Annotated in this window: 23 protein-coding genes; 15 read left to right on the forward strand and 8 right to left on the reverse strand. The window is 65.4% G+C overall.

Going from position 1 to position 22,112, the window contains the following annotated elements; genetic code table 11:
* Positions 1-121: 121 nt before the first annotated feature.
* From purM to pstB, 8 genes are all read left to right on the forward strand, one after another.
* Positions 122-1,234 (forward strand): phosphoribosylformylglycinamidine cyclo-ligase, encoded by a 1,113-nt coding sequence (gene purM / locus ACT541_RS11775; RefSeq protein ID WP_476137059.1) that lies wholly within the window; start codon positions 122-124, stop codon positions 1,232-1,234.
* Between the two features lie 2 nt (positions 1,235-1,236).
* Entirely contained in the window at positions 1,237-1,902 is a 666-nt protein-coding gene (gene purN, locus ACT541_RS11780; protein WP_476137061.1) for a phosphoribosylglycinamide formyltransferase, read from the forward strand.
* Positions 1,903-2,134: 232 nt separating this feature from the next.
* Positions 2,135-3,157 (forward strand): cache domain-containing protein, encoded by a 1,023-nt coding sequence (locus ACT541_RS11785; RefSeq protein ID WP_476137063.1) that lies wholly within the window; start codon positions 2,135-2,137, stop codon positions 3,155-3,157.
* Positions 3,154-4,212, forward strand: coding sequence for a ligand-gated ion channel (locus ACT541_RS11790; protein WP_476137065.1), 1,059 nt, complete (start codon positions 3,154-3,156; stop codon positions 4,210-4,212). The genes ACT541_RS11785 and ACT541_RS11790 overlap by 4 nt, the downstream gene beginning before the upstream one ends.
* A gap of 178 nt (positions 4,213-4,390) precedes the next feature.
* Positions 4,391-5,443: a phosphate ABC transporter substrate-binding protein PstS gene (pstS, locus tag ACT541_RS11795; protein ID WP_476137067.1), complete on the forward strand. Its 1,053-nt coding sequence runs from the start codon at positions 4,391-4,393 to the stop codon at positions 5,441-5,443.
* Between the two features lie 73 nt (positions 5,444-5,516).
* On the forward strand, positions 5,517-6,506 hold the full coding sequence (pstC, locus tag ACT541_RS11800; RefSeq protein ID WP_476137069.1) for a phosphate ABC transporter permease subunit PstC: 990 nt from the start codon (positions 5,517-5,519) through the stop codon (positions 6,504-6,506).
* Positions 6,507-6,508: 2 nt separating this feature from the next.
* A complete protein-coding gene (gene pstA / locus ACT541_RS11805) occupies positions 6,509-7,351 on the forward strand; it encodes a phosphate ABC transporter permease PstA (RefSeq protein ID WP_476137071.1) in 843 nt (280 codons plus the stop codon).
* A 17-nt stretch (positions 7,352-7,368) separates the two neighbouring features.
* Complete coding sequence (pstB, locus tag ACT541_RS11810; RefSeq protein WP_476137072.1) at positions 7,369-8,163, forward strand: phosphate ABC transporter ATP-binding protein PstB; 795 nt, start codon at positions 7,369-7,371, stop codon at positions 8,161-8,163.
* An 88-nt stretch (positions 8,164-8,251) separates the two neighbouring features.
* Here the strand turns inward: pstB and ACT541_RS11815 are convergent, their stop codons facing one another.
* Positions 8,252-9,514 (reverse strand): MFS transporter, encoded by a 1,263-nt coding sequence (locus tag ACT541_RS11815; protein WP_476137074.1) that lies wholly within the window; start codon positions 9,512-9,514, stop codon positions 8,252-8,254.
* Between the two features lie 412 nt (positions 9,515-9,926).
* On the opposite strand from ACT541_RS11815, the gene ACT541_RS11820 reads away from it, so the two are divergent.
* Positions 9,927-11,207: a tyrosine-type recombinase/integrase gene (locus tag ACT541_RS11820; protein ID WP_476137076.1), complete on the forward strand. Its 1,281-nt coding sequence runs from the start codon at positions 9,927-9,929 to the stop codon at positions 11,205-11,207.
* Positions 11,208-11,285: 78 nt separating this feature from the next.
* On the opposite strand, the gene ACT541_RS11825 is transcribed toward ACT541_RS11820, so the two are convergent.
* The 5 genes from ACT541_RS11825 to ACT541_RS11845 form a co-directional block, all read right to left on the reverse strand.
* A complete protein-coding gene (locus ACT541_RS11825; protein WP_476137078.1) occupies positions 11,286-11,846 on the reverse strand; it encodes a hypothetical protein in 561 nt (186 codons plus the stop codon).
* Positions 11,846-12,349, reverse strand: a complete 504-nt coding sequence (locus tag ACT541_RS11830; RefSeq protein ID WP_476137080.1) for a hypothetical protein — start codon at positions 12,347-12,349, stop codon at positions 11,846-11,848. The genes ACT541_RS11825 and ACT541_RS11830 overlap by 1 nt, the downstream gene beginning before the upstream one ends.
* Positions 12,350-12,351: 2 nt before the next feature.
* Positions 12,352-12,777: a hypothetical protein gene (locus ACT541_RS11835; protein ID WP_476137082.1), complete on the reverse strand. Its 426-nt coding sequence runs from the start codon at positions 12,775-12,777 to the stop codon at positions 12,352-12,354.
* A gap of 60 nt (positions 12,778-12,837) precedes the next feature.
* The gene (locus tag ACT541_RS11840; RefSeq protein ID WP_476137084.1) at positions 12,838-13,068 is read right to left on the reverse strand and encodes a hypothetical protein; all 231 of its coding nucleotides are present in this window, start codon (positions 13,066-13,068) and stop codon (positions 12,838-12,840) included.
* Positions 13,069-13,766: 698 nt separating this feature from the next.
* Positions 13,767-14,021, reverse strand: coding sequence for a helix-turn-helix domain-containing protein (locus ACT541_RS11845; RefSeq protein ID WP_476137086.1), 255 nt, complete (start codon positions 14,019-14,021; stop codon positions 13,767-13,769).
* A 566-nt stretch (positions 14,022-14,587) separates the two neighbouring features.
* On the opposite strand from ACT541_RS11845, the gene ACT541_RS11850 reads away from it, so the two are divergent.
* The 4 genes from ACT541_RS11850 (at position 14,588) to ACT541_RS11865 (ending at position 20,384) form a co-directional block, all read left to right on the forward strand.
* Positions 14,588-18,202 (forward strand): bifunctional DNA primase/polymerase, encoded by a 3,615-nt coding sequence (locus ACT541_RS11850; protein ID WP_476137088.1) that lies wholly within the window; start codon positions 14,588-14,590, stop codon positions 18,200-18,202.
* A gap of 808 nt (positions 18,203-19,010) precedes the next feature.
* Positions 19,011-19,499 carry a hypothetical protein gene (locus ACT541_RS11855; protein ID WP_476137090.1) on the forward strand — a complete coding sequence of 163 codons (489 nt, stop codon included), beginning with the start codon at positions 19,011-19,013 and terminating at the stop codon, positions 19,497-19,499.
* Between the two features lie 8 nt (positions 19,500-19,507).
* Positions 19,508-19,855: an STAS-like domain-containing protein gene (locus ACT541_RS11860; protein ID WP_476137092.1), complete on the forward strand. Its 348-nt coding sequence runs from the start codon at positions 19,508-19,510 to the stop codon at positions 19,853-19,855.
* Positions 19,833-20,384: a hypothetical protein gene (locus ACT541_RS11865; protein ID WP_476137094.1), complete on the forward strand. Its 552-nt coding sequence runs from the start codon at positions 19,833-19,835 to the stop codon at positions 20,382-20,384. Before ACT541_RS11860 ends, ACT541_RS11865 begins: the two co-directional genes overlap by 23 nt.
* Positions 20,385-20,443: 59 nt before the next feature.
* Here ACT541_RS11865 and ACT541_RS11870 read toward each other — a convergent pair whose 3' ends face one another.
* On the reverse strand, positions 20,444-20,668 hold the full coding sequence (locus tag ACT541_RS11870; protein WP_476137096.1) for a hypothetical protein: 225 nt from the start codon (positions 20,666-20,668) through the stop codon (positions 20,444-20,446).
* 99 nt (positions 20,669-20,767) lie between these two features.
* The gene (locus tag ACT541_RS11875) at positions 20,768-21,205 is read right to left on the reverse strand and encodes a translation initiation factor 2 (protein WP_476137097.1); all 438 of its coding nucleotides are present in this window, start codon (positions 21,203-21,205) and stop codon (positions 20,768-20,770) included.
* Positions 21,206-21,440: 235 nt separating this feature from the next.
* Here ACT541_RS11875 and ACT541_RS11880 point away from each other — a divergent pair, with 235 nt between their 5' ends.
* On the forward strand, positions 21,441-21,617 hold the full coding sequence (locus ACT541_RS11880) for a hypothetical protein (protein ID WP_476137099.1): 177 nt from the start codon (positions 21,441-21,443) through the stop codon (positions 21,615-21,617).
* On the forward strand, positions 21,610-21,927 hold the full coding sequence (locus tag ACT541_RS11885; protein WP_476137101.1) for a hypothetical protein: 318 nt from the start codon (positions 21,610-21,612) through the stop codon (positions 21,925-21,927). The genes ACT541_RS11880 and ACT541_RS11885 overlap by 8 nt, the downstream gene beginning before the upstream one ends.
* Positions 21,928-22,112 lie beyond the last annotated feature (185 nt).

The raw sequence follows: 22,112 nt of genomic DNA on the forward strand, positions 1-22,112 counted from the left end.
CCAAGAGGTGTCGCGCGAAATGCACCGGCGCGCGCAACCGCGCTCGGCTCTCATACGGACTTGCAAAAGCGGTCTCGATCGTCCATCGAACCGGACGAGATCTCGAGGGAGGACGCCATCCATGTCCGAGGGCAAGAACAGCTGGACCTACGCCCGGTCCGGCGTCGACATCGAGGCCGGCAACGCGCTGGTCCGTCGCATCGCGCCGCACGCCAAGGCGACGTCGCGTGTGGGTGCCGACACGCAACTCGGCGGCTTCGGCGGTCTGTTCGACCTCAAGGCCTGCGGCTACCGTGATCCGGTGCTGGTGGCGGCCAACGACGGCGTCGGCACCAAGCTGAAGATCTCGATCGAGACCGGCATCCACGACACGATCGGCATCGACCTCGTGGCGATGAGCGTCAACGACCTCGTCGTCCAGGGCGCCGAGCCGCTGTTCTTCCTCGACTACTTCGCCACCGGCAAGCTCGAGCTCGACGTCGCAGAGCGCGTCATCGCCTCGATCGCGCGGGGCTGCCAGATCGCCGGTTGCGCGCTGATCGGCGGCGAGACGGCCGAGATGCCCGACATGTACAAGGCCGACGACTACGATCTCGCCGGCTTCGCGGTCGGCGCGGTCGAGCGCGACGAGATCCTGCCGAAGAAGACCACGCGCCCCGGCGACGTGCTGCTCGGCCTCGGCTCGTCCGGCGTCCATTCCAACGGTTACTCGCTGGTGCGCCGCCTCGTGAAGGAGGCCGGCCTCGACTGGAACGACGACGCGCCGTTCCAGCCCGGCACCTCGGTCGCCCGCGCCCTGCTCGAGCCGACCCGGATCTACGTCAAGCCGATCCTCGAGGTGATCCGCAAGGTCGGCGGCGTGAAGGCCATGGCCCACATCACCGGCGGCGGCTTCATCGAGAACATTCCGCGCGTTCTGCCGGAACTCTGCGTCGCCGAGATCGACCTCTACGCCTGCGCCGTGCCGCCGGTCTTCAAGTGGCTGGCCTCGGTCGGCAACGTCTCGGAAGCCGAGATGCTGCGCACCTTCAACTGCGGCATCGGCATGGTCCTGGTGGTCGACGCCGACAAGGCGCACGACATCTCCGACATGTTCCGCCATCTCGGCGAGAGCTGCGTCACGCTGGGCTGGCTGCAGGACGGCTCCGGCCGCGATGCCGACGAGCACGGCAAGCGCGCCTGGGTCGACACCCGCGGCAAGCTCGACCTCGCCTGGCCGCCGCGCGGCCGCTGATCATGGCCAAGCGCGTCCGCGTCGGCATTCTGATCTCGGGCGGCGGCTCGAACATGGCGGCGCTGATCGCGGCGGCTGCCGATCCCGCCTACCCGGCCGAGATCGTCTGCGTCGTCTCCAACGTCGCCGAGGCCGGCGGTCTCGCCAAGGCGTCCGCCGCCGGGGTCGCGACCGTGGTGGTCGACCACAAGGGCTTCGAGACCCGCGAGGCCTTCGAACGCGCGGTGGTCGCCGAACTCGTCGGCCACGGCGTCGAACTGGTCGTGCTCGCCGGCTTCATGCGGCTCTTGACGCCCTACTTCATCGAACGCTGGCACGATCGGCTGATCAACATCCACCCGGCGCTGCTGCCCTCCTACAAGGGGCTACACACCCACGCCCGGGCGCTCGCCGACGGCGTCAAGATCGCCGGCTGCACCGTGCATTTCGTCCGCGCCGAGATGGACGTCGGGCCGATCATCGTCCAGGCCGCGGTGCCGGTGCTCGACGACGACACGCCCGACACGCTGGCCGCGCGCGTGCTGGCGCAGGAACACCGGATCTATCCGTTGGCGCTCGCCCGCGTGGCGAGCGGTGCGGCCCGCGTGGTCGTCGACGCCGAGGGCCGCGAGCGGGTGACGACCAGCGGAACGACGTCCGCGACGGCGGCGCTGGTCGCGCCGGTCTGAGGCCGGCTCGACGCGTTTCGAGTCGTCTCGGACGCGGCGCAGAGGATCGCCCCCGCTCGGGCACCAGAGGCGAAACATCAACGGCCATTGATCTTTCCGACCCGGTTCGGGCCGTCGCGCGCCGCCGCGACGCCTTGATCGTTCCTCCGCAATTCTACTAGGATCGCGGCTCCTGCCGCGTCCGCCTTCCGGCCGCGCCCGCCGTCTCGTCTCCCGCGATCGGAGTTCAGCCTTGTCGAGCGAAAGCGCGATTTCGTCGTTTGCGTCGGTACCGCGCCTGCGGACCCGGTTCGTCCTTTCCCTCGGCGCCGCGCTGGTGATCGTCGCGACGCTCGGGGCGATGGTGTGGCTCGCCACCTCGACCCGGCGGGAGACCGCGACCGACGACCGTGCCGCACGGATGCGGGCGGTCGGCCAGGCGGTGACCTCGGCGATCGATCAGGCCGGCCGCTTCGCCCAGGCCCAGGCGGAGGCGATGGCGCGGCGCTCCGACGTACCGGCACCGCTCGCCGCCAACGATCGCCCGGCGCTCGCCGCGCTGTCGGCCTCGACCTGGACCTACTTGAAGGAACAGGCGGGCGTCACCGTCTTCGGCTTCCATTCGGCCGACCTGCGCTACCTCCTGCGCGTCCACAAGCCGGAGAGCCACGACGACGACATCTCGCGGCTGCGTCCGATGGTGCTCGCCGCCAACAAGACCGGCCGCGGTCAGGTCGGCGTCGAGATCGGCGTCACCGGCATCGTCGGCGTGCGCGGCATCTCGGTGATCCGCCATGGTGATGCGCTCGCCGGCACGATGGAGGTCGGCCTCGACCTGCAGCCGATCCTCGAGCAGATCAAGACCGTCACCAATGCCGATCTGGCGGTGGTCCTGTCGCGCTCGCTCGCCGGTCTGCCGGCATCCGCCGACAACGGCGGCGACCTCGTCCTGTCGTCCTCGACCGATCTCGCCCGATTCTCCGCCCAGCTGCGGGCCGGACGACTCTCGATCGCGCGGGAGACCGAAGTCGGCGACCTCGACATCGACGGTACCGGCGGCGCAGTGTTGCGCCAGCCGCTGGTCGACTATTCCGGCCGCCTCGTCGGCAACGTCGTGGCGCTCGCCACCTTCCCCGAACAGGCGGTGCAGGATCGCCGGCTGCGCTCCGATCTCGGCGTGCTGGCGACCGTCGGCGGCATCCTCGCCTTCGTCTTCTTCTCGATCCTCGCCTTCGGCGTGATCGCGTCGCCTGCTCGCGACGAGGAGGCGAAATGATCCGGCTCGTCGCGGCTCTCGCCGCCGTCCTCTTCGCAGCGCTCGCCGCACTTCCGTCGGCACACGCCGAGACCGGTCTGCCACAGGGGGTCGAACTGCCCGTGCGGGTGCGCATCGCGCTGCGCATCCTCGACGTCACCGAGATCAAGGAAGTCGCCGGCAAGGCGCGGCTGTGGGTCGAGGTGACCCAGCGCTGGCGCGATCCACGCGTCGGCTTCGACGCCGTCGAAGCCGGCACGCCGCGGGTCGACCGCGTCGGCTCGGAAGCCGACAAGTACCTCGAAGGCATCTGGACGCCCGGCGTCGTCGTCGACAACCAGATCGGCGACGTCGACGGCCGCACGGTCGCCGCCTCCACCCATGCCGACGGCTCGGTCGTCGTGGTCGAGCGCTACGAGGCCGACTTCCGCGTCGCCACCGACATGACGGCCTTCCCCTTCGACCATCAGAAGATCGCCCTCTCCTTCTCGGCGCCGCGCCATGCCAAGCAGGACGTGCTGCTGGTGGCGACCGACGCCGATCGCGGCTTCTCCAAGGTCGCCGAGCGGCTCTCCGTCACCGACTGGCAGCCGCTGCGCCTCGACTTCACCAATGCCGAGGCGGCCGGCTGGAACGCCCGCAGCTATTCCCGGCTCGAGGCGGCGCTCGAGGTGGAGCGACTGTCGGAGCGCTACATCCTGCGCATCTTCATCCCGATCGCCGCGGTGCTCGCCGTCTCGATCTACGTGCTGTGGGCGCCCGGCCTCGGGGCGACCGACAAGGGCGGGCTGATCTTCTCGGCGCTGCTGGCGCTCGCCGCCATCAGCTTCACCTTCGAGTCGAGCTTCCCCGGCTCGATCTCGCTCAACACGCCGATCGCCCAGATCATCTCGATGGGTTACGTCTATCTGGTCACGGTGCTGCTCTTCGACAGCATGCTCGGCGTGCCCTGCGGCAAGCCCAGATCGAGACTGCATCGACCCTGCCTCGAGGTCAGGCGACAGATGTCCTGGGCGCTGCCGGCGATCATGACGGCGATCTGCGCGGGAGCGGTGATGCGCGCCCTTCCCGCCTGATCGGGCCTTCGTGACGAATTGCCACGAAAGGCCGCGGCCGGCGCCGCCGCTTCCGTTCCAATCCCTTGTTCTGTTTCTGAAATTCTCCGCCGTTCGTTCGACATCAAACTGTCATCGACCGTGTTGCATGGTCGGGACGTTCCGGGATCGACCCGGCGAACAAGGAGAGATTTCCGTCATGAACAAGGCCGTCCACTCGGTGCGCGCGACGCTCGCTGCCGTCACCATGCTCGGCATCTTCACCGCGCCGGTTCTCGCCGGCGACTTCACCGGTGCCGGCGCGACCTTCCCGGCGCCGGTCTACGGCGCCTGGGGTGCCGACTACAAGGCCGCCGCCGGTTCGGCCCTCAACTATCAGGCGATCGGTTCGGGCGGTGGCCAGACCCAGATCCTCAACCGCACCGTCGACTTCGGTGCCTCCGACGCCCCGATGGCTCCGGAGAAGCTCGAGAGCGGCAAGCTGCTGCAGTTCCCGACCGTGGTCGGCTCGGTCGTCGTGATCGTCAACCTCGACGGCATCGCCGCCGACCAGCTCAAGCTCTCGGGCCCGGTCGTCGCCGACATCTATCTCGGCAAGATCACCAAGTGGAACGACCCGGCGATCGCCAAGCTGAACCCGGACGTCAAGCTGCCCGACCTCGCCATCCTGCCGGTCTACCGTTCGGACGGCTCGGGCACGACCTTCGTCTTCACCGCCTACCTCAACGCCGTCTCGGACGAGTGGAAGGGCAAGGTCGGCTCGGCCACCTCGGTCAAGTGGGAAGCCGGCAACGGCGCCAAGGGCAACGACGGCGTCGCCGGTTCGGTCAAGAACGCCAAGGGCTCGATCGGCTACGTCGAGTACGTCTATGCCTCGGCCAACGCTCTGACCACCACCCAGCTCCAGAACAAGGCCGGCAAGTTCGTCAAGCCGACCGTTCCGGCCTTCCAGGCCGCCGCTGCGGCCGCCGACTGGGACAAGGCGAAGAACTTCGACGCCTCGATGATCGACACCGCCGGCGACACCGCCTGGCCGATCGTCTCGGCCACCTTCATCCTTCTGCCGAAGGACCCGAAGGATGCCGCGCAGTCGGCCGAGGTCATGAAGTTCTTCGACTGGGCCTTCAAGTCGGGCGACGCCGCGGCCGAGAAGCTGCACTACATCGCGCTTCCCGGCGCGGTGAAGGACCGCATCCGCAAGGCCTGGACCGCCGAGGTCAAGGACGCTTCGGGCGCGCCGATCTGGAAGTGATCTTCCCCGAACCGACCACCCCTCCGCGGCTCGCCCGCGGAGGGGTCTTCCCGGATCCACGCGAGACAAGCCCTTGACCGCGCTCAGCCCCGACCCGGCTTCGACCGATCTCATCCCGCCGCTGCAGGCGGTCCAGGCCCGCCATTCCAAGCTCGTGAAGGATCGCCTCTTTCACTGGGCCCTGACGGGCGCGGCGACGCTCGTCCTGGTGCTGCTCGGCGCCATCGTCGTGCTCCTGTTCCACGGTGGCTTCCCGGCACTGAAGGCCTTCGGCCTCGGCTTCTTCGTCTCCACCGAATGGAACCCCGTGACCGAACAATACGGCGCGGGCGTCATGCTGTGGGGCACGCTGATCACCTCGGTGATCGCGATGGTGCTCGCCTTTCCCGCTTCGCTCGGCATCGCGCTGTTCCTGACGGAAGTCGCGCCGCTGAGCCTGCGCCGGCCGATCGGCACGGCGATCCAGCTTCTCGCCGCCGTGCCGTCGATCATCTACGGCATGTGGGGCTTCTTCGTCGTGGCGCCGCTGATGTCGGCCTGGGTGCAGCCGGTGCTGACCGCGGTCCTCGGCCCCCTGCCCTTCGTCGGCCAGCTCTTCTCCGGCGCCCCGGCGGGCACCGGCGTTCTGACCGCCGGCCTGATCCTCGCCCTGATGATCATGCCCTTCATCACCGCGATGTTCGTCGAGATCTTCGGCTCGGTGCCGCCGGTGCTGAAGGAGGCCGCCTACGGCGTCGGCGCCACCACGACGGAAGTGTTCCGCGCGGTGACCGTCCCCTACGGCCGCTCGGCGCTGGTCGGCGCCGTCATGCTCGGCCTCGGACGCGCACTCGGCGAGACCATGGCGGTGACCTTCGTCATCGGCAACGCCAACCGCATCAAGGCCTCGCTCTATGCGCCGGGCGCCTCGATCGCCTCGACCATCGCCAACGAATTCCCCGAGGCCGGCCCCGGCTCGATGAAGCTCCATGCGCTGCTCGAGCTCGGCCTCGCGCTCTTCGTCATCTCCTTCGTCGTGCTGGCGCTCGCGCGTTGGCTCGTCGGCTCGCGCATGGAGGGCTGAACATGACCCGCCTCGAACGCCGTCTCGTCGTCGACCAGTTCTGGCGTGTCGTCGCCACCGGCCTCGCCGTCCTGGCGATCGTGCTGCTCGCCTGGATCCTGTGGACGCTCTTCTATCGTGGCGCCACGGCCCTGTCGTTCTCGGTCTTCACCATGCCGACCATGCCGCCGGGTCGCGGCGGCGGCCTCGCCAACGCGATCGTCGGCTCGATCGTCCAGGTGGCGATCGGTCTGGCGCTGGCCGCACCGATCGGGCTGCTCGCCGGCACCTGGCTCGCCGAACTCGGCCGCGGCCGCTTCGCCGACGCCGTCCGCTTCGTCAACGACGTGCTCCTTTCGGCGCCGTCGATCCTGGTCGGCCTCTTCGTCTACCAGCTGCTGGTCCAGCCCTTCGGCGGCTTCTCCGGCATCGCCGGGTCGATCGCCCTCGCCGTGCTGATCCTGCCGGTGGTGGTGCGTTCGACCGAAGACATGCTGCGGCTGGTTCCCGGTTCCCTGCGCGAGGCCGCCTTCGCGCTGGGTGCCACGCGGGCCCAGGTCGTCACCTCCGTCCTGTGGCGGGCGGCGCGACCGGGCATCGCCACCGGTATCCTGCTCGCCGTGGCGCGTGCCGCCGGCGAGACGGCGCCGCTGCTCTTCACCTCGCTCGGCAACCTCGGCTGGTCCTTCGACATGACCCAGCCCATGGCCAGCCTGCCCGTGACGATCTATCAGTATGCCGGTAGCCCCTTCGACGAATGGGTGGCACTCGCCTGGGCCGGCGCGCTGATGATCACGATCGGCGTCCTCTTCCTCAACGTCCTGTCCCGGGTCGTGCTGGCTCCTCGCGGAAAGGCTTCCCCGTGAACATCGAAGTGACCCCCATGTCCGAAGCGCTGCGCGATTCCGTCCCCGCCTCCGCGGGAGAACCCAAGATCTCGATCGAGAACCTCGAGTTCTTCTACGGCGACAACCGTGCACTGCACGGCATCGACATGAAGGTGCCCGAGCGCAGGGTCACCGCCATGATCGGGCCGTCGGGTTGCGGCAAGTCCACGCTGCTGCGCGTGCTGAACCGCATGTACGACCTCTATCCGGGCCAGCGCGCCACCGGCCGGGTGATGCTCGACGGCGAGAACGTGCTCGCCCCCGAGGTCCAGGCGGTGCGTCTGCGCAATCGGGTCGGCATGGTGTTCCAGAAGCCGACGCCCTTCCCGATGTCGATCCGCGACAACATCGCCTTCGGCATCCGCCTCAACGAGAACATCGGCCGGGCCGATCTCGAGGAGCGGATCGAATGGTCGCTGTCGAAGGCCGCCATCTGGAACGAGGTCAAGGACCGGCTCGACACGCCGGCGACCGGCCTCTCCGGTGGTCAGCAGCAGCGCCTCTGCATCGCCCGCACCATCGCGGTGAAGCCCGAGGTCGTCCTGCTCGACGAGCCGACCTCGGCCCTCGACCCGATCTCGACGGCGCGCATCGAAGAGCTGATCGACGAGCTGAAGAACGAGTTCACCATCGTCATCGTCACCCACAACATGCAGCAGGCTGCGCGTTGCTCCGACATGACGGGCTTCTTCCTGCTCGGCAATCTCGTCGAGTTCGGCGAGACCAACCGCATCTTCACCAACCCGCAGGACACCCGCACGCAGGACTACATCACCGGCCGCTTCGGCTGAGAACCAGTCCGCGACGGAAGATCCCGAAGACCCCCGCGAGCCGGCTCGCGGGGGTCTCGTCGTTTTCGGGGCCGCGCGAGGCGGACGATCACGCCGTCCGCGCCGGACGGGTGACGACGGCGAGCAGCACGACCGCCAGCACCATCAGGACGCCGGCGACGTGGAAGGCGACGTCGGGGCTGACGATCGGCGCCTGCGGCGCGAGGAAGAAGCCGAAGACCTGCGTGAAGGCGATGGTGCCGGCGAGCATGGCGAGGTTCATGCCCGCCGAGAGCCCGCCCTGCAGCGCGCCCTGCGCGTCCTCCGGCACGGCGCGCGACATCATCGCGCTCAGCATCGGATGGACGAAGCCCTCGACCGCATGGACGACGAGGATCGGCAGGACGATCGCCGTGGTCGGCGCCAGCCCGTAGGCGAAGCACGAGGCCGCCCCGATCGCGAGGCCGGCGAGCGCCAGCGGCCGTTCGCCGAAACGGGCGACGGCGGGGCCGGTGGCCACACCCTGCATCAACGCCATGGCGGCGCCGGAGACGGCCAGCGTGATCCCGGTCGTCGATGCCGACCAGCCGTATTTGGCGACGCCCCAGAACGACCAGATCGCGACATAGACCGAGGTGGCGAAGAAGTAGAGCGTCAGCACGCCGGCGAGCGGCAGCACGCTGCCGTGGGCGCGGAAGACGACGAAGGCGCCGAAGGGGTTCGCCTCGCGCCAACGGAAGGTGCGGCGACGGTCGGCCGGCAGCGTCTCGGGCAGCGCGATCAGTCCGAAGACGAAGTTCGCCGCCGCCAGCGCCGCCGCGCACCAGAAGGGCACGCGCGTGCCGAAGGCGCCGAGCAGGCCGCCGATCGCCGGGCCGAGGACGAAGCCGAGGCCGAAGGCGGCCGCCATCAGTCCGAAGGCGCGGGCGCGGTCCTCCGGCCGGCTGGCGTCGGCGAGGCAGGCATTGGCGATGACCCAGGACGAGCCGCAGACGCCGGCGAAGAGGCGGCCGACATAGAGCCAGCCGATCGACGGGGCGAGCGCGTGGACGACGTAGTCGACCGCAAGGCCGGCGACGGCGAGCAGCAGCAGCGGCCGACGGCCGAAGCGATCGGAGAGCCCGCCGACCAGCGGCGCGCAGACGAACTGCGCCAGACTGAAGAGCGCGAACATCCAGCCGCCGACGCGCGCGGCGTCGTCGAGACCGATGCCGCCGACCTCCTCGATCAGCGGCGGCAGCACCGGCAGCACGAGGCCGAAGCCGACGCAATCGAGGAAGACCACGGCGAGCGCGAAGGCGGTCGCGCGCTTGGCGGCGGCCGGCTCGAGCGCGGGGACGGGTTCGGTCGGGGTGGTGGTCGGTTCGGACATCGGCGGTCTCGTCTCGCGCGTCTCAGCGCGACGGTGATGCCGCGATCGCGCGGATCGGTGCGGCATGCGGGCGCGCTCGATAGCCGATCGGTGGTGGCAGAGCAAGGCCGCGCGGCGTCGCGCTCACGCGAACGTGTCGGCGCGGGCGACGTGGTCGTCGACGAAGAAGGCTGGCGCGAGACCTCGGCGATCTCGCGGGAATGTGGCGACCCCGGCAGGAATCGAACCTGCGACCAACAGCTTAGAAGGCTGTTCTTTTGGCCACTATCGCGATCACGGATCGTCAAATCTATGGCCTCAAACATCGGTTTTTCCTACATTTTTCCCGTCATCGCATAATTGGTTGTATCGCCACAGCTGATTTCGCGCAAGACCGATTGCGGACACGATTGCGAACATGGCACTATGAGCCATGGCTAGACCCAAGATCCGATTCACAAAGAAGACAGTTGCCGACCTAAAGCCGGAGGCCGCGCCGTACGCGGTAACCGACGCCACGATCGAGCGAGGCATCGGCTTTCAGGTGCGTGTGTTTCCAAACGGACGGAAGGCGTTTCAGGTCCGATTTCGCGCAACCGCCGGAGGTCCCGAGACGCTCCAGACGATTGGCGATGTCGATGGGGTAGACCTTGCCGACGCCCGCGAGCGGGCTCGGGAGATCGTTCGCCGTGCGAAGAGCGACCCGGATGCAGCCACTTCGTCAGTGACGTGGCGCGAAGCTCTGGAAACATTGGAGCGAAACAAGCTGACTGGCGGCGGCGGGGCGGAGATCCTTCGCACCCTGCGGAGGGAATGCGCGCCGTGGAACGCGCGCCGTGTCCGCGCGATTACAAAGAGTGACATCAAGTCCGTTCTCAATGAGATTGAAGACCGTGGCGCACTAGTTCAACGAAACAGAACGCTTACCTACATCAAATTGGCGTTTTCATACTTCATGGCGCGAGGTTACACGGCGGAAAATCCCGCTCGCGACCTTACGATCGACCGCACGGCAGAGAAACCGTCGCAACGATACTTATCCATTCCAGAAATGCGCCTTGTTTGGCGCGCAGCGTTCGAACTAGATGAAGGCGCTCGCCGTCGCGGAATATGGGGAGACCTCTTTGCCCTCCTGATACTTACCGGGGCGCGGCTGTCTGAGGTCGCCGAAATGGTGGTCGACGAGGTCGATCTATCGAGCAAGGTATGGGAGATCCCAGCGTCACGAATGAAGGCTGACGAACCGCATGCGATCCCCCTTGCCCCCGTTCCACTAGCGATACTAACGCGACGCATCAAAGCTGCAAAAGAAGCCGGCGAGACTCTCGTTTTCACCAGCAACGGAAGTACGCCGCCTAGCGGTTGGTCCAAGATCAAGCGCGAAATCGATGAACGGGTCGCCAAACTAAATGGCGACAAGCCAATACCAGAATGGAAAATTCACTCCATTCGTCACGGCTTTCGCACCGGCCTTGCCCGCATTGGTGTTCCGCCACACATTGCAGAGCTTTGCCTTGCGCACAAAGTGCGCGGTATCGGCAAGGTCTATGACCATCATATCTATCTCGACGAGCGCAGGGTCGGCCTCGAAGATTGGGCTAAGGAAGTTCAGCCTCGCGCTGGTGAAGGACTCACCGCCTACGACATGTGGTCGGAACGAGAGAGGGAACAGAGCCGTATCGGCGCGCTTCGCGCCTCGCGCAAGCGGCGCTGACCCTGCCGAAGGGCGAAGCCCGCCGCAGGGCCTTGGCTGGCACAGGGGGCGGGCTTCGTCGTCGCGATGGTGCGGAGATCACGCGGCAGCGGCCGGCGGGATCGGCGGGCCTCGCCGCAATACCCGAGCAAGCCCTTCGTCGCCGAGCTTCATTGCGCGCTCGCCGAGAAGTTCGGCCATGGCGGCAACGTGGTGCCAACGCATTTCGCTGCCTTCGCCGCACTTTTCGAGCACGGCCTCGGCGACCATCCACATGGCGCGGCCGGCGACCGGGTGATGCTCGCCATAGTCTTCGACGACGCGGTGCATGATCCGCAGGGCGGCGGCATACATCGCTGTCGAGGACGCCGCCGACAGGATTTCGTCGCGCTCGGCGACGTAGGGCGCGAGCGCCGGCTCGACTTCGAAGAAGCCGATATCGCCCGTCAACTCATCGATGCGACGATGTACGAGGCGCGGCAGCAGGTCCGCCGCCTTCGTGTCGCCGCGCCAAAGCATCACGGCGCGAAGGATGTCCGTCCGCTGGTCGGCGTCCAGACCGTGCCGGTAGCAGATAGTTGCGGCCCGCGCATAGGCCCGCGCCGGACACGGGTCGAAGGCGGCATCGCGCAACTCGTTCAAGTCGATCAGGTCGGACATTACGCCCCCCACTTGTTCGCGGGCGAGCGCACGCCCCATTTGGCGACCTGTTCCCGCCGATGGGCGGCATATGTCGATTCCGATCGCGGAGCGCTTGTGTACTTCGGTTCGGCCGGCTTCCATGTCACCGCGCCGTCGGCGTCGACTTCCTGCCGGCGATCGGTGAACCGGTCGCGCTCGATCGTCGCGTCGATCGCCCGACGGGCTTCTTCGGCCTCGGCGGTGCAGAGTGGCGTCATGATCCCGAGGACGTGGTCGGCCCCCTCTCGCGCTTCGATCGCCGCCAGCCGCTCGCCGAGATCGTCGTCGAGGTCGGCAAGGTGCTCGGCGATGAAGGCCGGCCGCAGGAAGTCGACGACGCGCGGTCGGCGGGTGTTCTGTTCGAACCGGAGTCCGGAGCCGGCGACGGATCGGGCGAGGCGGAGGACGTCGGCGCTTCCAAGGCCCAAGGCCTCGGCGACGTCGACCAGTGCATGAAGCCGTTCGGGTCGATGCAGGCTCATGCTCAACCCTCCAGCCCGGCGGCTGCGTTCGACACGGCGCGCTCGTGGCAGGCCTGCGCAGCCACAGCACTGGCGAAGGCATCGCTGCGGCCGTTGGCCACGATGGCGGCGGCCTCGCGCTGGCTGGCGGCAATGGCCGATGCGTTCTCTTCGGCGCGGCGGCGGCGGGACTCGACGAGGGCTTCGCCGAGCTGCTGCGTCGTGGTGCGACGAGCATCCGGCACGGGCCGGAACGAGCCCGTGCTTTCCCGCCAGACGAGATCGCGGGCGAGGCCGAAGGGGTCGCGGGGCCACGACACCTGATCGTGTGTGCCGATGCGTCGCTCGGCGCGGATGGCGTTCTCGATCTCGCGGCGCGAAAGGCCGGTGACGGCTTCGACGTCGATGGCGTTGACGGGATCGGGGCGAGTCTGGGTGACAATTTCCATGGAGTGGCTCCGGTGCTGCGGAAGCGCCGAAGGCGCGCAGCAGCTGGTTGATGTGGTTGATCAGGCGTCGCCGTAGTGCGGATCGTCGAGCACGACGAGATCGGCAACGGCGGCGAGAAGGTCCTCGACAGGACGATCGAGGAGGCGTGACGCCTCGGCGACCGGGACGTGTTCGACGTCGGCTTCGTCGAGGAAGATGCAACGTTCGGCGATGTGGCGGAGCGCCGAGACCGAGACGCCGAGACGGTCGGCGAGGTGGTCCAATTCGACGGCCGGATATTTGGCGCTCATGCGCGGCGCTCCGGTCGAGAGAGGTCGACCGTGAAGCCCAGTCGAGCGGCGAGGGTCGAGAGGTCGGCCGGCGCGAAGCGCGTCGGGCGTTCACCGGGGAATGCGACCCGGAGGTGACGACGAAGGGTCGCCGGGGCGATGCCGAGGGCCTTCGCGGTTTGTTGGAGATTGAGCACTGGTGGCTCCGTTGCGGTTCACGATGCGCCTGATTTCGTGAGGCGCTCAACACCGCTCAAGGCCGCGCCGAGGCGCACGCAACCGCTCTCCCCAGATCCTCGCGACCCAACAGCCAACGAGCGAGCGCGGCGGCGGCGGGCCGGCCGGCACCATTCTCGACAAGGTCCATGAAGCGAAAGCCGAAGACCCCGGCCTCATGACCGAGGGCGAGCGCGAGGCGATCATTCGCGACCTGTCGATCTCGACCAGAAAGGGCGGGAAGATCCTCGGATGCAGCGACAAGACGCTGTGGAAGTGGCGTCAGGATCGTGGCCTGTCGAAGAACGGCCTCAACGAGACTACTGCAGTTTCGTCTCATGAGACGAAACTGCAGGCGTTGCCCAACGGTCGCCCAGCGAACGAGGAACGTCGAAAGGTCGAGGAGGCGACCGGCGCGTCGCGCGCAACCGTCTATCGCGACATCGCAAAGGTGAACGCGCCGCCACGGGCAGCGATGTCGGATTTCGTCAGCATGCCGTCTTTCATCGGGCAATCCCTCCCCACATGCTCGGCATCCACGAAGCCACACAGACCATCACACCGAGTGCGACGGCGAGCGGGCGGGCTCGATGACGGGAGCCGGCTTCGCGGCCTGCGACGAAGCCTTCGAGGTCGGCTTCGTCGATCGTCCAGTCGCGACCGATGCGACGCGCCGGGAGGCGTCCGTCTTCGATCGCGTAACAGATAGCTCGGTGCGAGATCCCCGCCTTCTCGGCGGCTTGAGGGGTGGTCAACATGTCGGTGGGCTCCATCGGGGCCGGGGGTGGCTTCTTCCTGATGAAGGTAGTGGCGTCATGTATTCATGCGCAAGGCACGAAGCCATGTTTTTACAATACATTTGCATCAGCATCACAAATACATCTAACGCCGTGCCAATACTAAATTTGATGTGAGCCATCCCGAAACCCTGCCGAAGCGCCAACGGCGCGCCGCACGGCTCGGGTTGTAGGCATCGCGCATCGTCCTACTATTTGTAGGGTATTCATGGAAACTGTATTGGCTCGGCGGCCGATGTATAGAAAATATGAAATGGCCGGGGTTGCAGAGAATACTTGCGAACCACCAACTGTTCGGGTGACGCGTGCATCCGGCCGCGTCCGTTCGCCGTTCGAAGCAGGGCAGTAGCTGGCCCTGAAATTAAAACGGCCCCGAGAGGCAAACTCGGAGCCGTGGTATTTCGAGCTGGTGGGCGACCCAACATCGCAGAACGTCGCCTTACGCGTAAGATAGGTTTCGGCTCAGATCTCGTCAAGAGTGAAGCCTTAACATTCTGGCGAAATTCTGCCCCGGACTGGGGCTCGTCTTGAATTCAACCCCCACGAAATACTTTGACGTCCTTGCCCCGGTCCATACCGGCGGCTGGTCGCCCGTGCCGTTGCTGTCGCACGATGCGCTAACCTTCGAAGGCACCCCGCACCCCGGCGCGGGCAAGGCCCCGCTCATCAGCGGCTGGCAGTTCGCCTGCGTCCGTCGCTTCGATATCGACCAGCTCCGCAACGCCGTCATGCTGCACCACGATCGTCTCGGCGGTCTCGGCATCGCGGGCGGATTCGGCGGCGTGTTCGGCGTCGATGTCGACGTGAACGACGAGGCGCTTGCCTACAAGGTCCACGCCCTCGCCGCCCGGCTCCTCTCGACTGACGGACTCGTCCGGTATGGTCGCCGGCCGCGCCGGATGATTATCTTCCGCACCGACGGCGGGATTGCACTCCCCTCGTCGTCGGTCGCCTTCGCCGACGGCCACAAGGTCGAGCTGGTCGGCGTCGGAAAACAGTTCGTTGCCTTCGGCATTCACCCGAAGACGCTCGCACCCTATGAGTGGGAAGGTGATCGAGGCCCCCACAACGTCGCGGTCGCCGAAATCCCCGCTGTCGATCCGTCCATGGTCGACGAGTTCTTCGCTCAACTCGGCGAGGTCCTCGGCGCTCCGACGTCGGCCACCACGACCGACCGCGCCGGCACCGCGAAGGTATGGACGCCCGCGCCGGTCGGCAGTTCCGGCGAGGTGCTCGACGACTTGAACGCGCGTGCATACGACGCGCGGGAGTCGTGGGTGTTCTGCCTCGGCTTGAATTACGTTCGCCGGTCGGGCTCCGCCTTCACCGCTCAAGCGACATGGCGGTCGGGCGAGAACCAGACGTCTCTCAAGATCGGCCGGCGGTCGGTCTACGACTTCGGCGAAGGTCGCGGATACACCCCGATCGGACTCGTTCGGGTGGCGCTCGGCGTCTCGTTCGCCGAAGCGCTGCAATGGCTCGACGAACGTGTCGGCGACGGGTCTGCCCTCGGTGAATGGCGCCGTCGTCTCGCTGCCGAACACACAGACGAGGTTGCTGCCGAGGAGGCGGAACGGCCGTTCACCTTCGCGGCGCCGATGCTCAAGCCTCGCATCGCGGCTCCGGTCAACAAGGTGCGACACGACCTTGCAGTTGCCGTCCGTCGAGCCGTTGCCACCGCTGAGGCCTTCCATGCGACGCCGAAGGCGGTCGCGCCGCGCCTCGGCGTTCGTGGTCGTGAGGGGCTCGGCAAGTCCCGTGCGCTTCGTGATGCCCTCGCCGCCATGCCGCCGGCAGCCGGGTTCATCGATCTTGTGATCGTCCCGACGCTCAAGCTCGCTCATGAAGCGGCGGGGCTCATGGAAAGGGCTGCCGTCGTCGTCGGCCGAACGGGTGTCGACGCGGCCGGCGTTGCCGTGTGCGACCGCCGCGTGCTCGTCGCCAAGGTAAATGGCGCTGGCGGTTCGGCTGCGCAGCTCTGCCGTTCGACCGACCGGGACGGGGAACCGATCGTCTGTCCGTTCTACAAGACGTGTGTGTATCGCGAACAGGCCGCGCGACTTGCTACCGACGTCAAAACGATCTTCGTCCCCATGCCGGCGCTCGTCGCCGACCTCCCTATCTTGCGTGAAATCCTCGACAAGCGCGGCGCGAAGGTGCGGCTGGTGGCGGTCGATGAGTCCTTCGCCGCAACGCTGGTCGAAACCCGATCGGCCTATGTCGCCGACGTCGCCGAGCGCCGTTCGGTTCGTGGTTACGAAAACGCCGAGGGAGGGTGGACGCCCTCCGATCAGGCGACGGGCGACCTATGGAGAGTGACCGCCGCCGTTGCCGCCGTTGCCGCCAGCACCGCCGAGGCGATTGCCATGCGGTCGCCAGGCTATCGCACGGCCGAACCGATATCCCGGTCGGCACTGATCGCCGCCGGTCTCGACATCGTCAACACCGAGGCCGGTCGTCGGGCTGCGTCCGAGTTGGTTCGACAGATCGAATGGCGGATCGCCGCCGCCGGTGACGCCAATACCGATGCCCTGATCGCCGACCTGAAAGCTGCGCGGGCCTGCAAAGACATCGCCGACGCAGTGGCGGCGGCGCTCGCCAAGAACCATGAGCATGTGGTGGGGCTGACGGCCAACGTGGACTCGGAAGGCCGGTCGATGATCTCGATCGCGAACCGGCTCGAGTTGTCCTCGATCGTGCAGTCGGCACCGATTCTGTTCCTCGACGCGGGCCTGCTTCCGGAACCCCAAATGCGGGCTATCTTCCCCGGATACATCGAGATCTTCGACGCCGAGACGATCGACGGCCCCGGCGTGACGCGGCTGCACATTGCCGGCGCTCAGGCGTCCAAGCGAAGCCTTGGCGGGAGTTCCGGCACCCGTGGTCGCATCCGGTCGGCGTTGCGCCTTCTCGACGTCCTGACGGGTTCGGCGTCGTCCGTGGTCTCTGCACCGAAGGTGGCGGTTCGTCGCGAAGTGGACTCGATCGTGCCGGCCGGCTGGAATGCGCTCACCTTCGGCAGCGTGCGCGGGATCGACGTCCACAACGGGGCGGAGCTGGTCGCAGCAATCGGCACCAGCACCCCCGCGCCGCGCGACGTTGAACAGCTCGCCGCCGTCCTGCTCGATCGGCCTGTCGAGCATCTCGCGTATGATCAGTGGTTCGACACCGACGTGCATGTGCTCGCAGCCCTCGATGGCTCGACGGTCGACCTACGGACACCGCGCCACCCCGATCCCGGCGTCGATGCAGTGCTGCGCACGGTCACCAGCGAACAGCGACAGGCGGCGGCGCGCGGTCGGCCGGCGGACGTCGGCCCCGATCAGCGCCAGTTGATCGTGACGTGCGGTGACGGCGCGTTCGATGGTCCGTTGCCCGATGTCGTCGTCGGACTCCAGAACCTCCAGCTGGGGCGGTTCGAGGTGGGGCTTGATGTCGGGGTGCTGGTCGAGAGTGCGACCGTCGCCGGGCGGCTCTATGGGTGGACCGAGGAGGAGGTTGCGGCGGAGAAGAAGCGGATGGCGGAGGGTATGGCGCTCGTCCGCGCCGCTGCCGAATTGTCCGCAAACCCCTCTAATAGGACTCTTGAGGGAAATGCGGACAATTCGCCGGGGTGGTTCGCCGTCCAGATCCAGACGCCCGGACGAGGACGCACGACCTCTCGTGCATGGGTGTTCGCCCCCTCCCCCGACGATGCCGCCACCATCATTCGCGACCGCCTCGCCGCCGTCGGCGTCCAGCTCGTGAAGTCGGAACCGATCACGCTTCCCGACGGCAGCCCGCTAACGCTCGCGGCTGTCGGTGACGCACTCCTCCGTCGGCAGCCGACAGAGGGCGAGGTCGCGACGTGGATCGCCGATCGTGGGGCCTGCTACGCGATGCCGGTCGTCGAACCCTACACAGTGCGCACCGAGCCCGAACCGCTTGTCGTGGACCATGTCGCCGGGCGGCACGATGCCGGCCTCAACGTCGACCTCGCGCGCGAGCTCGCGCACGAACGGCAAGTACAGCACGCGCTGGCGGTGGCCGGGATCTCGATCGACGACGCGGCGGAGCTGGTGGCGCTCAAGGTCGACGAGCCGGACGTGTGGCAGGGACTGCCGATCGAGGTTCGGGAAGCGGCGGTGTTAGTGGCGGCGTGAAATTGCTGCAATTCGTTTCCGGCGTTGCAGCAGGAACCACTGCCAGCTCATAGGTTGCAATAACGGGCCATCTTGATATCAGTTTGAATTCCGTTCATCGCCAGCACCGTTTCAAATGAGAAAAATATCAATTGCGAGAAAGCTCTGGCTAGACGCTCGCAGCCAACGGGGGGCGATCGTCAAGCGGCGCCGCAAGCTAGAACACCGTGCTTGGATAATCGCGAGACGATCGAGCCGTGATGGATCGCGCTCAGCGCGAGTCGTCGAACTGTACGCCGAGGGCCGCACTCAATATGCGATCGCGTTAGGAGAAGCTCGTCCTGCTCCAGAAAGATTGTCGTTAGCGAAAGCGGAGTGGGACGCTACCATTCAATTCATTTCAGAGATCCGTTCAGAACTTACGCGAGTTCTATACTTACCGCGTCGCAACATGCGAAGAGCACGTCGCTCGGCAAGTGACGTAAAAATAAATAATTACTGGGATTTCTCTACCATCAAATATATCGGCCTACACGCAGCACTCGTTCTTGCCTCACAGTACGATCGCATTCGATATTATCGATCATTCGTCCCAAAAGCCGTAAATATTAAAGAGTGGGACGCGTCCGTTGTAGGAATACTTAGATCTATTGGATTCTTCTCATTATCTGGCGTTGATTCGCCAGAAAGCGAAATATACAGCTATACACGCGGCGTATTACTCAAGATGACGCGCTGCAGTAATGTTAATGGAGGCGTTATAATAGATTACCTCAAAAAAATAGGTGTAGATCTTACCTTGGTAGACCCTTCTTTGTGCGACGCAATTATGGAAGCCATCACCAATTCAGTACATCATGCATGGCGATATACGGAATTGTGCGAGGAATTTACAGTGCCCTCATGGTGGGTCTCCGCCTATCGCCGCACGGAGGAGTCTGGGAAAAACAAAGTTGTGATAATGATCTACGACCATGGCGCCTCCATCCCAGCCACGCTGCCGCGATGGGAGAAATACGACAAGGTCTCCCGAATCCTAGAGCGGATTACTCGTTCAAATAAACCACTTAACCCATTCGACAACGATGGCCACGCGATGAAGATCGCGATCAAAGTGGGTCGCACATCGACGGGACAAGGGAACCGTGGCAAGGGGCTCCGTCAGATTGTTGCGGCAGCCGACCTTTGCGATAGCGGTTCAGTAACTATATACTCAAGGTGTGGGGTAGTCCGGCATGAAAAGGGCGGAAAATCACGCTCCTTTAACCGCGCAACCCCGATCCTGGGCACCATGATTGTTTGGGATCTGACGATATGAGTGGATCCGTGGGACGCATCCTGTCTATTGCAGAGTCGTTCAGCCTAGCGCCCGCAGGCCGCTACCGGGACGACGGGCCATATTCAGGCGAGAGATTCCGCGACGACGTGCTTGAGCCTGCTTTGCAGGACGGTCCTGTGCGCCTCATTTTTGATGGCGTAGCTGGATTGCCATCATCGTTCTTAGAGGAATCTCTCGGAGGCCTGATCCGCAAAGGCTGGTCACTAGACCAAATCCAAGAACGCTTGGAGATCGTTGCAGATACACCACGCATGCAGACCTACAAGCCGCAGGCGTGGGGCTATATCCATGACGCTGCCATTCTAGCTGAAAATGCCCAAAGAAGTAGCAAGTAAAACATTTGAAATATTGATCCTACTACCCGCAACGCTAGGCGTTATTGGCGGCGGGATGTCGAATCTATTTATTCGAATATGGCAGTATGGCCAGGACTCTTGGGGAAGCTTGGTCGATTCTATTTGTGAAAACCTCGAGTCCCTAGGAGATCTCGGCACAGAATATTGGTGCTCAGCAGGAAATGACGCGACAGAAGACTCCATACGAGAAGCCAAAATACTAGGTCTTCAATCGCGCATAGATGGGTTGATGGGGGACTTCTATGATCGAGTCCATCCCTCAAGGCGCAAACTTCACATTGCCTGCCAGTCAAAAGTTCGCGATGCGGCAACTGGTGGAAGCTTCCAAAGCTCCCCCACTCAAGACAAAAGTGCTGCGCTGGTGCTTCAAAGCGCCATTAGCGACATGATTATCCACATAAATAGTGAGAAAATACGCGTTCCGGCTGAGAAAATGAACAACTGGCTCGTCGCAATATTTATTGTCGTCATATTGGCAATTGCGATTGGAACCATCTTTCTTAGTTGAGATCAGACATCCTAGCCACACAGCACCCTCTCCTCTGGGGCCACGGCACTCGCTGCTCGTCACCCCACCCCCTGACAGAGCACGAATGTCGCGACGCTCCGCTGCGCTAGCCAGACGTCGCGCCGCAGTTCGAACTCTGGCAGCACGGACACCAGCTCGGACGAAAGAAGGGGCGCGTAGGTCGGCAAGGCGCCGATACCGGCGCCTCGGACGATCGCCATGGCGTGCGCGGCGCTGTTGTTGGTCCGTAGGGCAACGAAGCCGAAAGACGGATCGGAGCGCACCTTTTCCTTGAGCGCCGCCGCGTAGACCCCCTCACGTAGTCGCGGTACCGGGTCGCACCTCAACTGCGTCACAGCGGCATCGCCCGGCTTTTACGCCACTCACGACACCGGCGACGTCGCGCGGCCGTGCTTCTTTTCCTTGGGCGCGGCGCCGCTCGTCTGCGGCTTCATGACGGCATGAACTGGATTCGGCTTGTGGTCCTGCGTGGCTCCCGTCACCGCGTCGGCCCCCATGCCGACCACACCGCCGACGAGGACGTTTCCGGCGAAGCCCGCAGCACCAGTGCCCGCTAGCTCGGTCTTCACCTCGATGGATTGATCCTCGTAACCCGGCTTCGAGAAGACCGCGATGAACTCTTGCTTCCGCGAGATATCGAACGTGCAGGGCGTCGCCGAACACTGCAGGCCGGTGGACAGTCGCACGGACGCCCCCGACGGTTCGGAAGTGAACGTCACCTGTTCAGACATCCCGCGCGTGACCGTGGCGCAGCCACCCATCGAAACCGCGACCATTGCGACGCTAAGAATACGCTTCATCTCTTATCCCCCGTTAGGGTTGCAATCGAAGCATGTCGCGGAAGTTGCGTCGAGTCTCGCGTTCCCTTAACCCACCGGAAACACCGCGCCCGGGGGCGCCGTCGGTGACACACAACACGGGGCGGACGTCAACCGGCCCGCCGTAGCCTCTCCCCACGAGACGCAAAGCGCAGCATTTCGACGCATCAGAAAGCACCTAAATGCAGTGGACACTCAACCGCAGGAGTCCACGCTGATGGATCATCAATACCTCGATCTCGCCGAAGTATGCGAAATCGCCAATATTCATAAGGATACGTTCAAGCGCCGATACAAGACGCGTATCGATGCTTCCAAGAGCTTCCGCTCGTTCCGCGTACACCGCGACAAGCTCGGCGACCTCCTTACCAAGATCGGGGTCGCCCATGCGTGAACTCCACCATTACACGATCATCGGCAGCGATCACCGCCCCCACGCCAATGGCTCCGCCATCATCATGCATCTTCGTGCTGACGACGGCAGCGAGCGCCGGGTTGCGATTCCGTGGCTGACCTTCAACGACCGCGATTGGCGACAGGGTCGCGCGGTAGTCGACGCGGTCCTCGCCAGCGTCGGCCGGCGGGGCATCATGGAAACGCGAGAGCTGCACGGCATCCGCTTCCCGGCCCGCCTGACGCGCGATCGGCTCACAGTGAGTGGCAAGGGGTGCCGGTTCGTGGCACCGCTGACGGAGCGCGAATAGCGCGGCAGTGGCCGGGCGCTGCGCAAGCGAATACCACAAAACGGCGAAGAAGTGGCGGCCTCCCGCTCCCGTCACCTCGGCCGCCTTCCTCGTCGAGATCGCCGGTTCGGCTAGGATGGTCTCCTCCGAAGACTCGGCGAGGCGCTCGCGCTCACGCTCGATGCGGCCCGTCTCGGCTTCGTTGG

It is taken from the genome of Pinisolibacter sp. DMC100 (assembly GCF_056313705.1).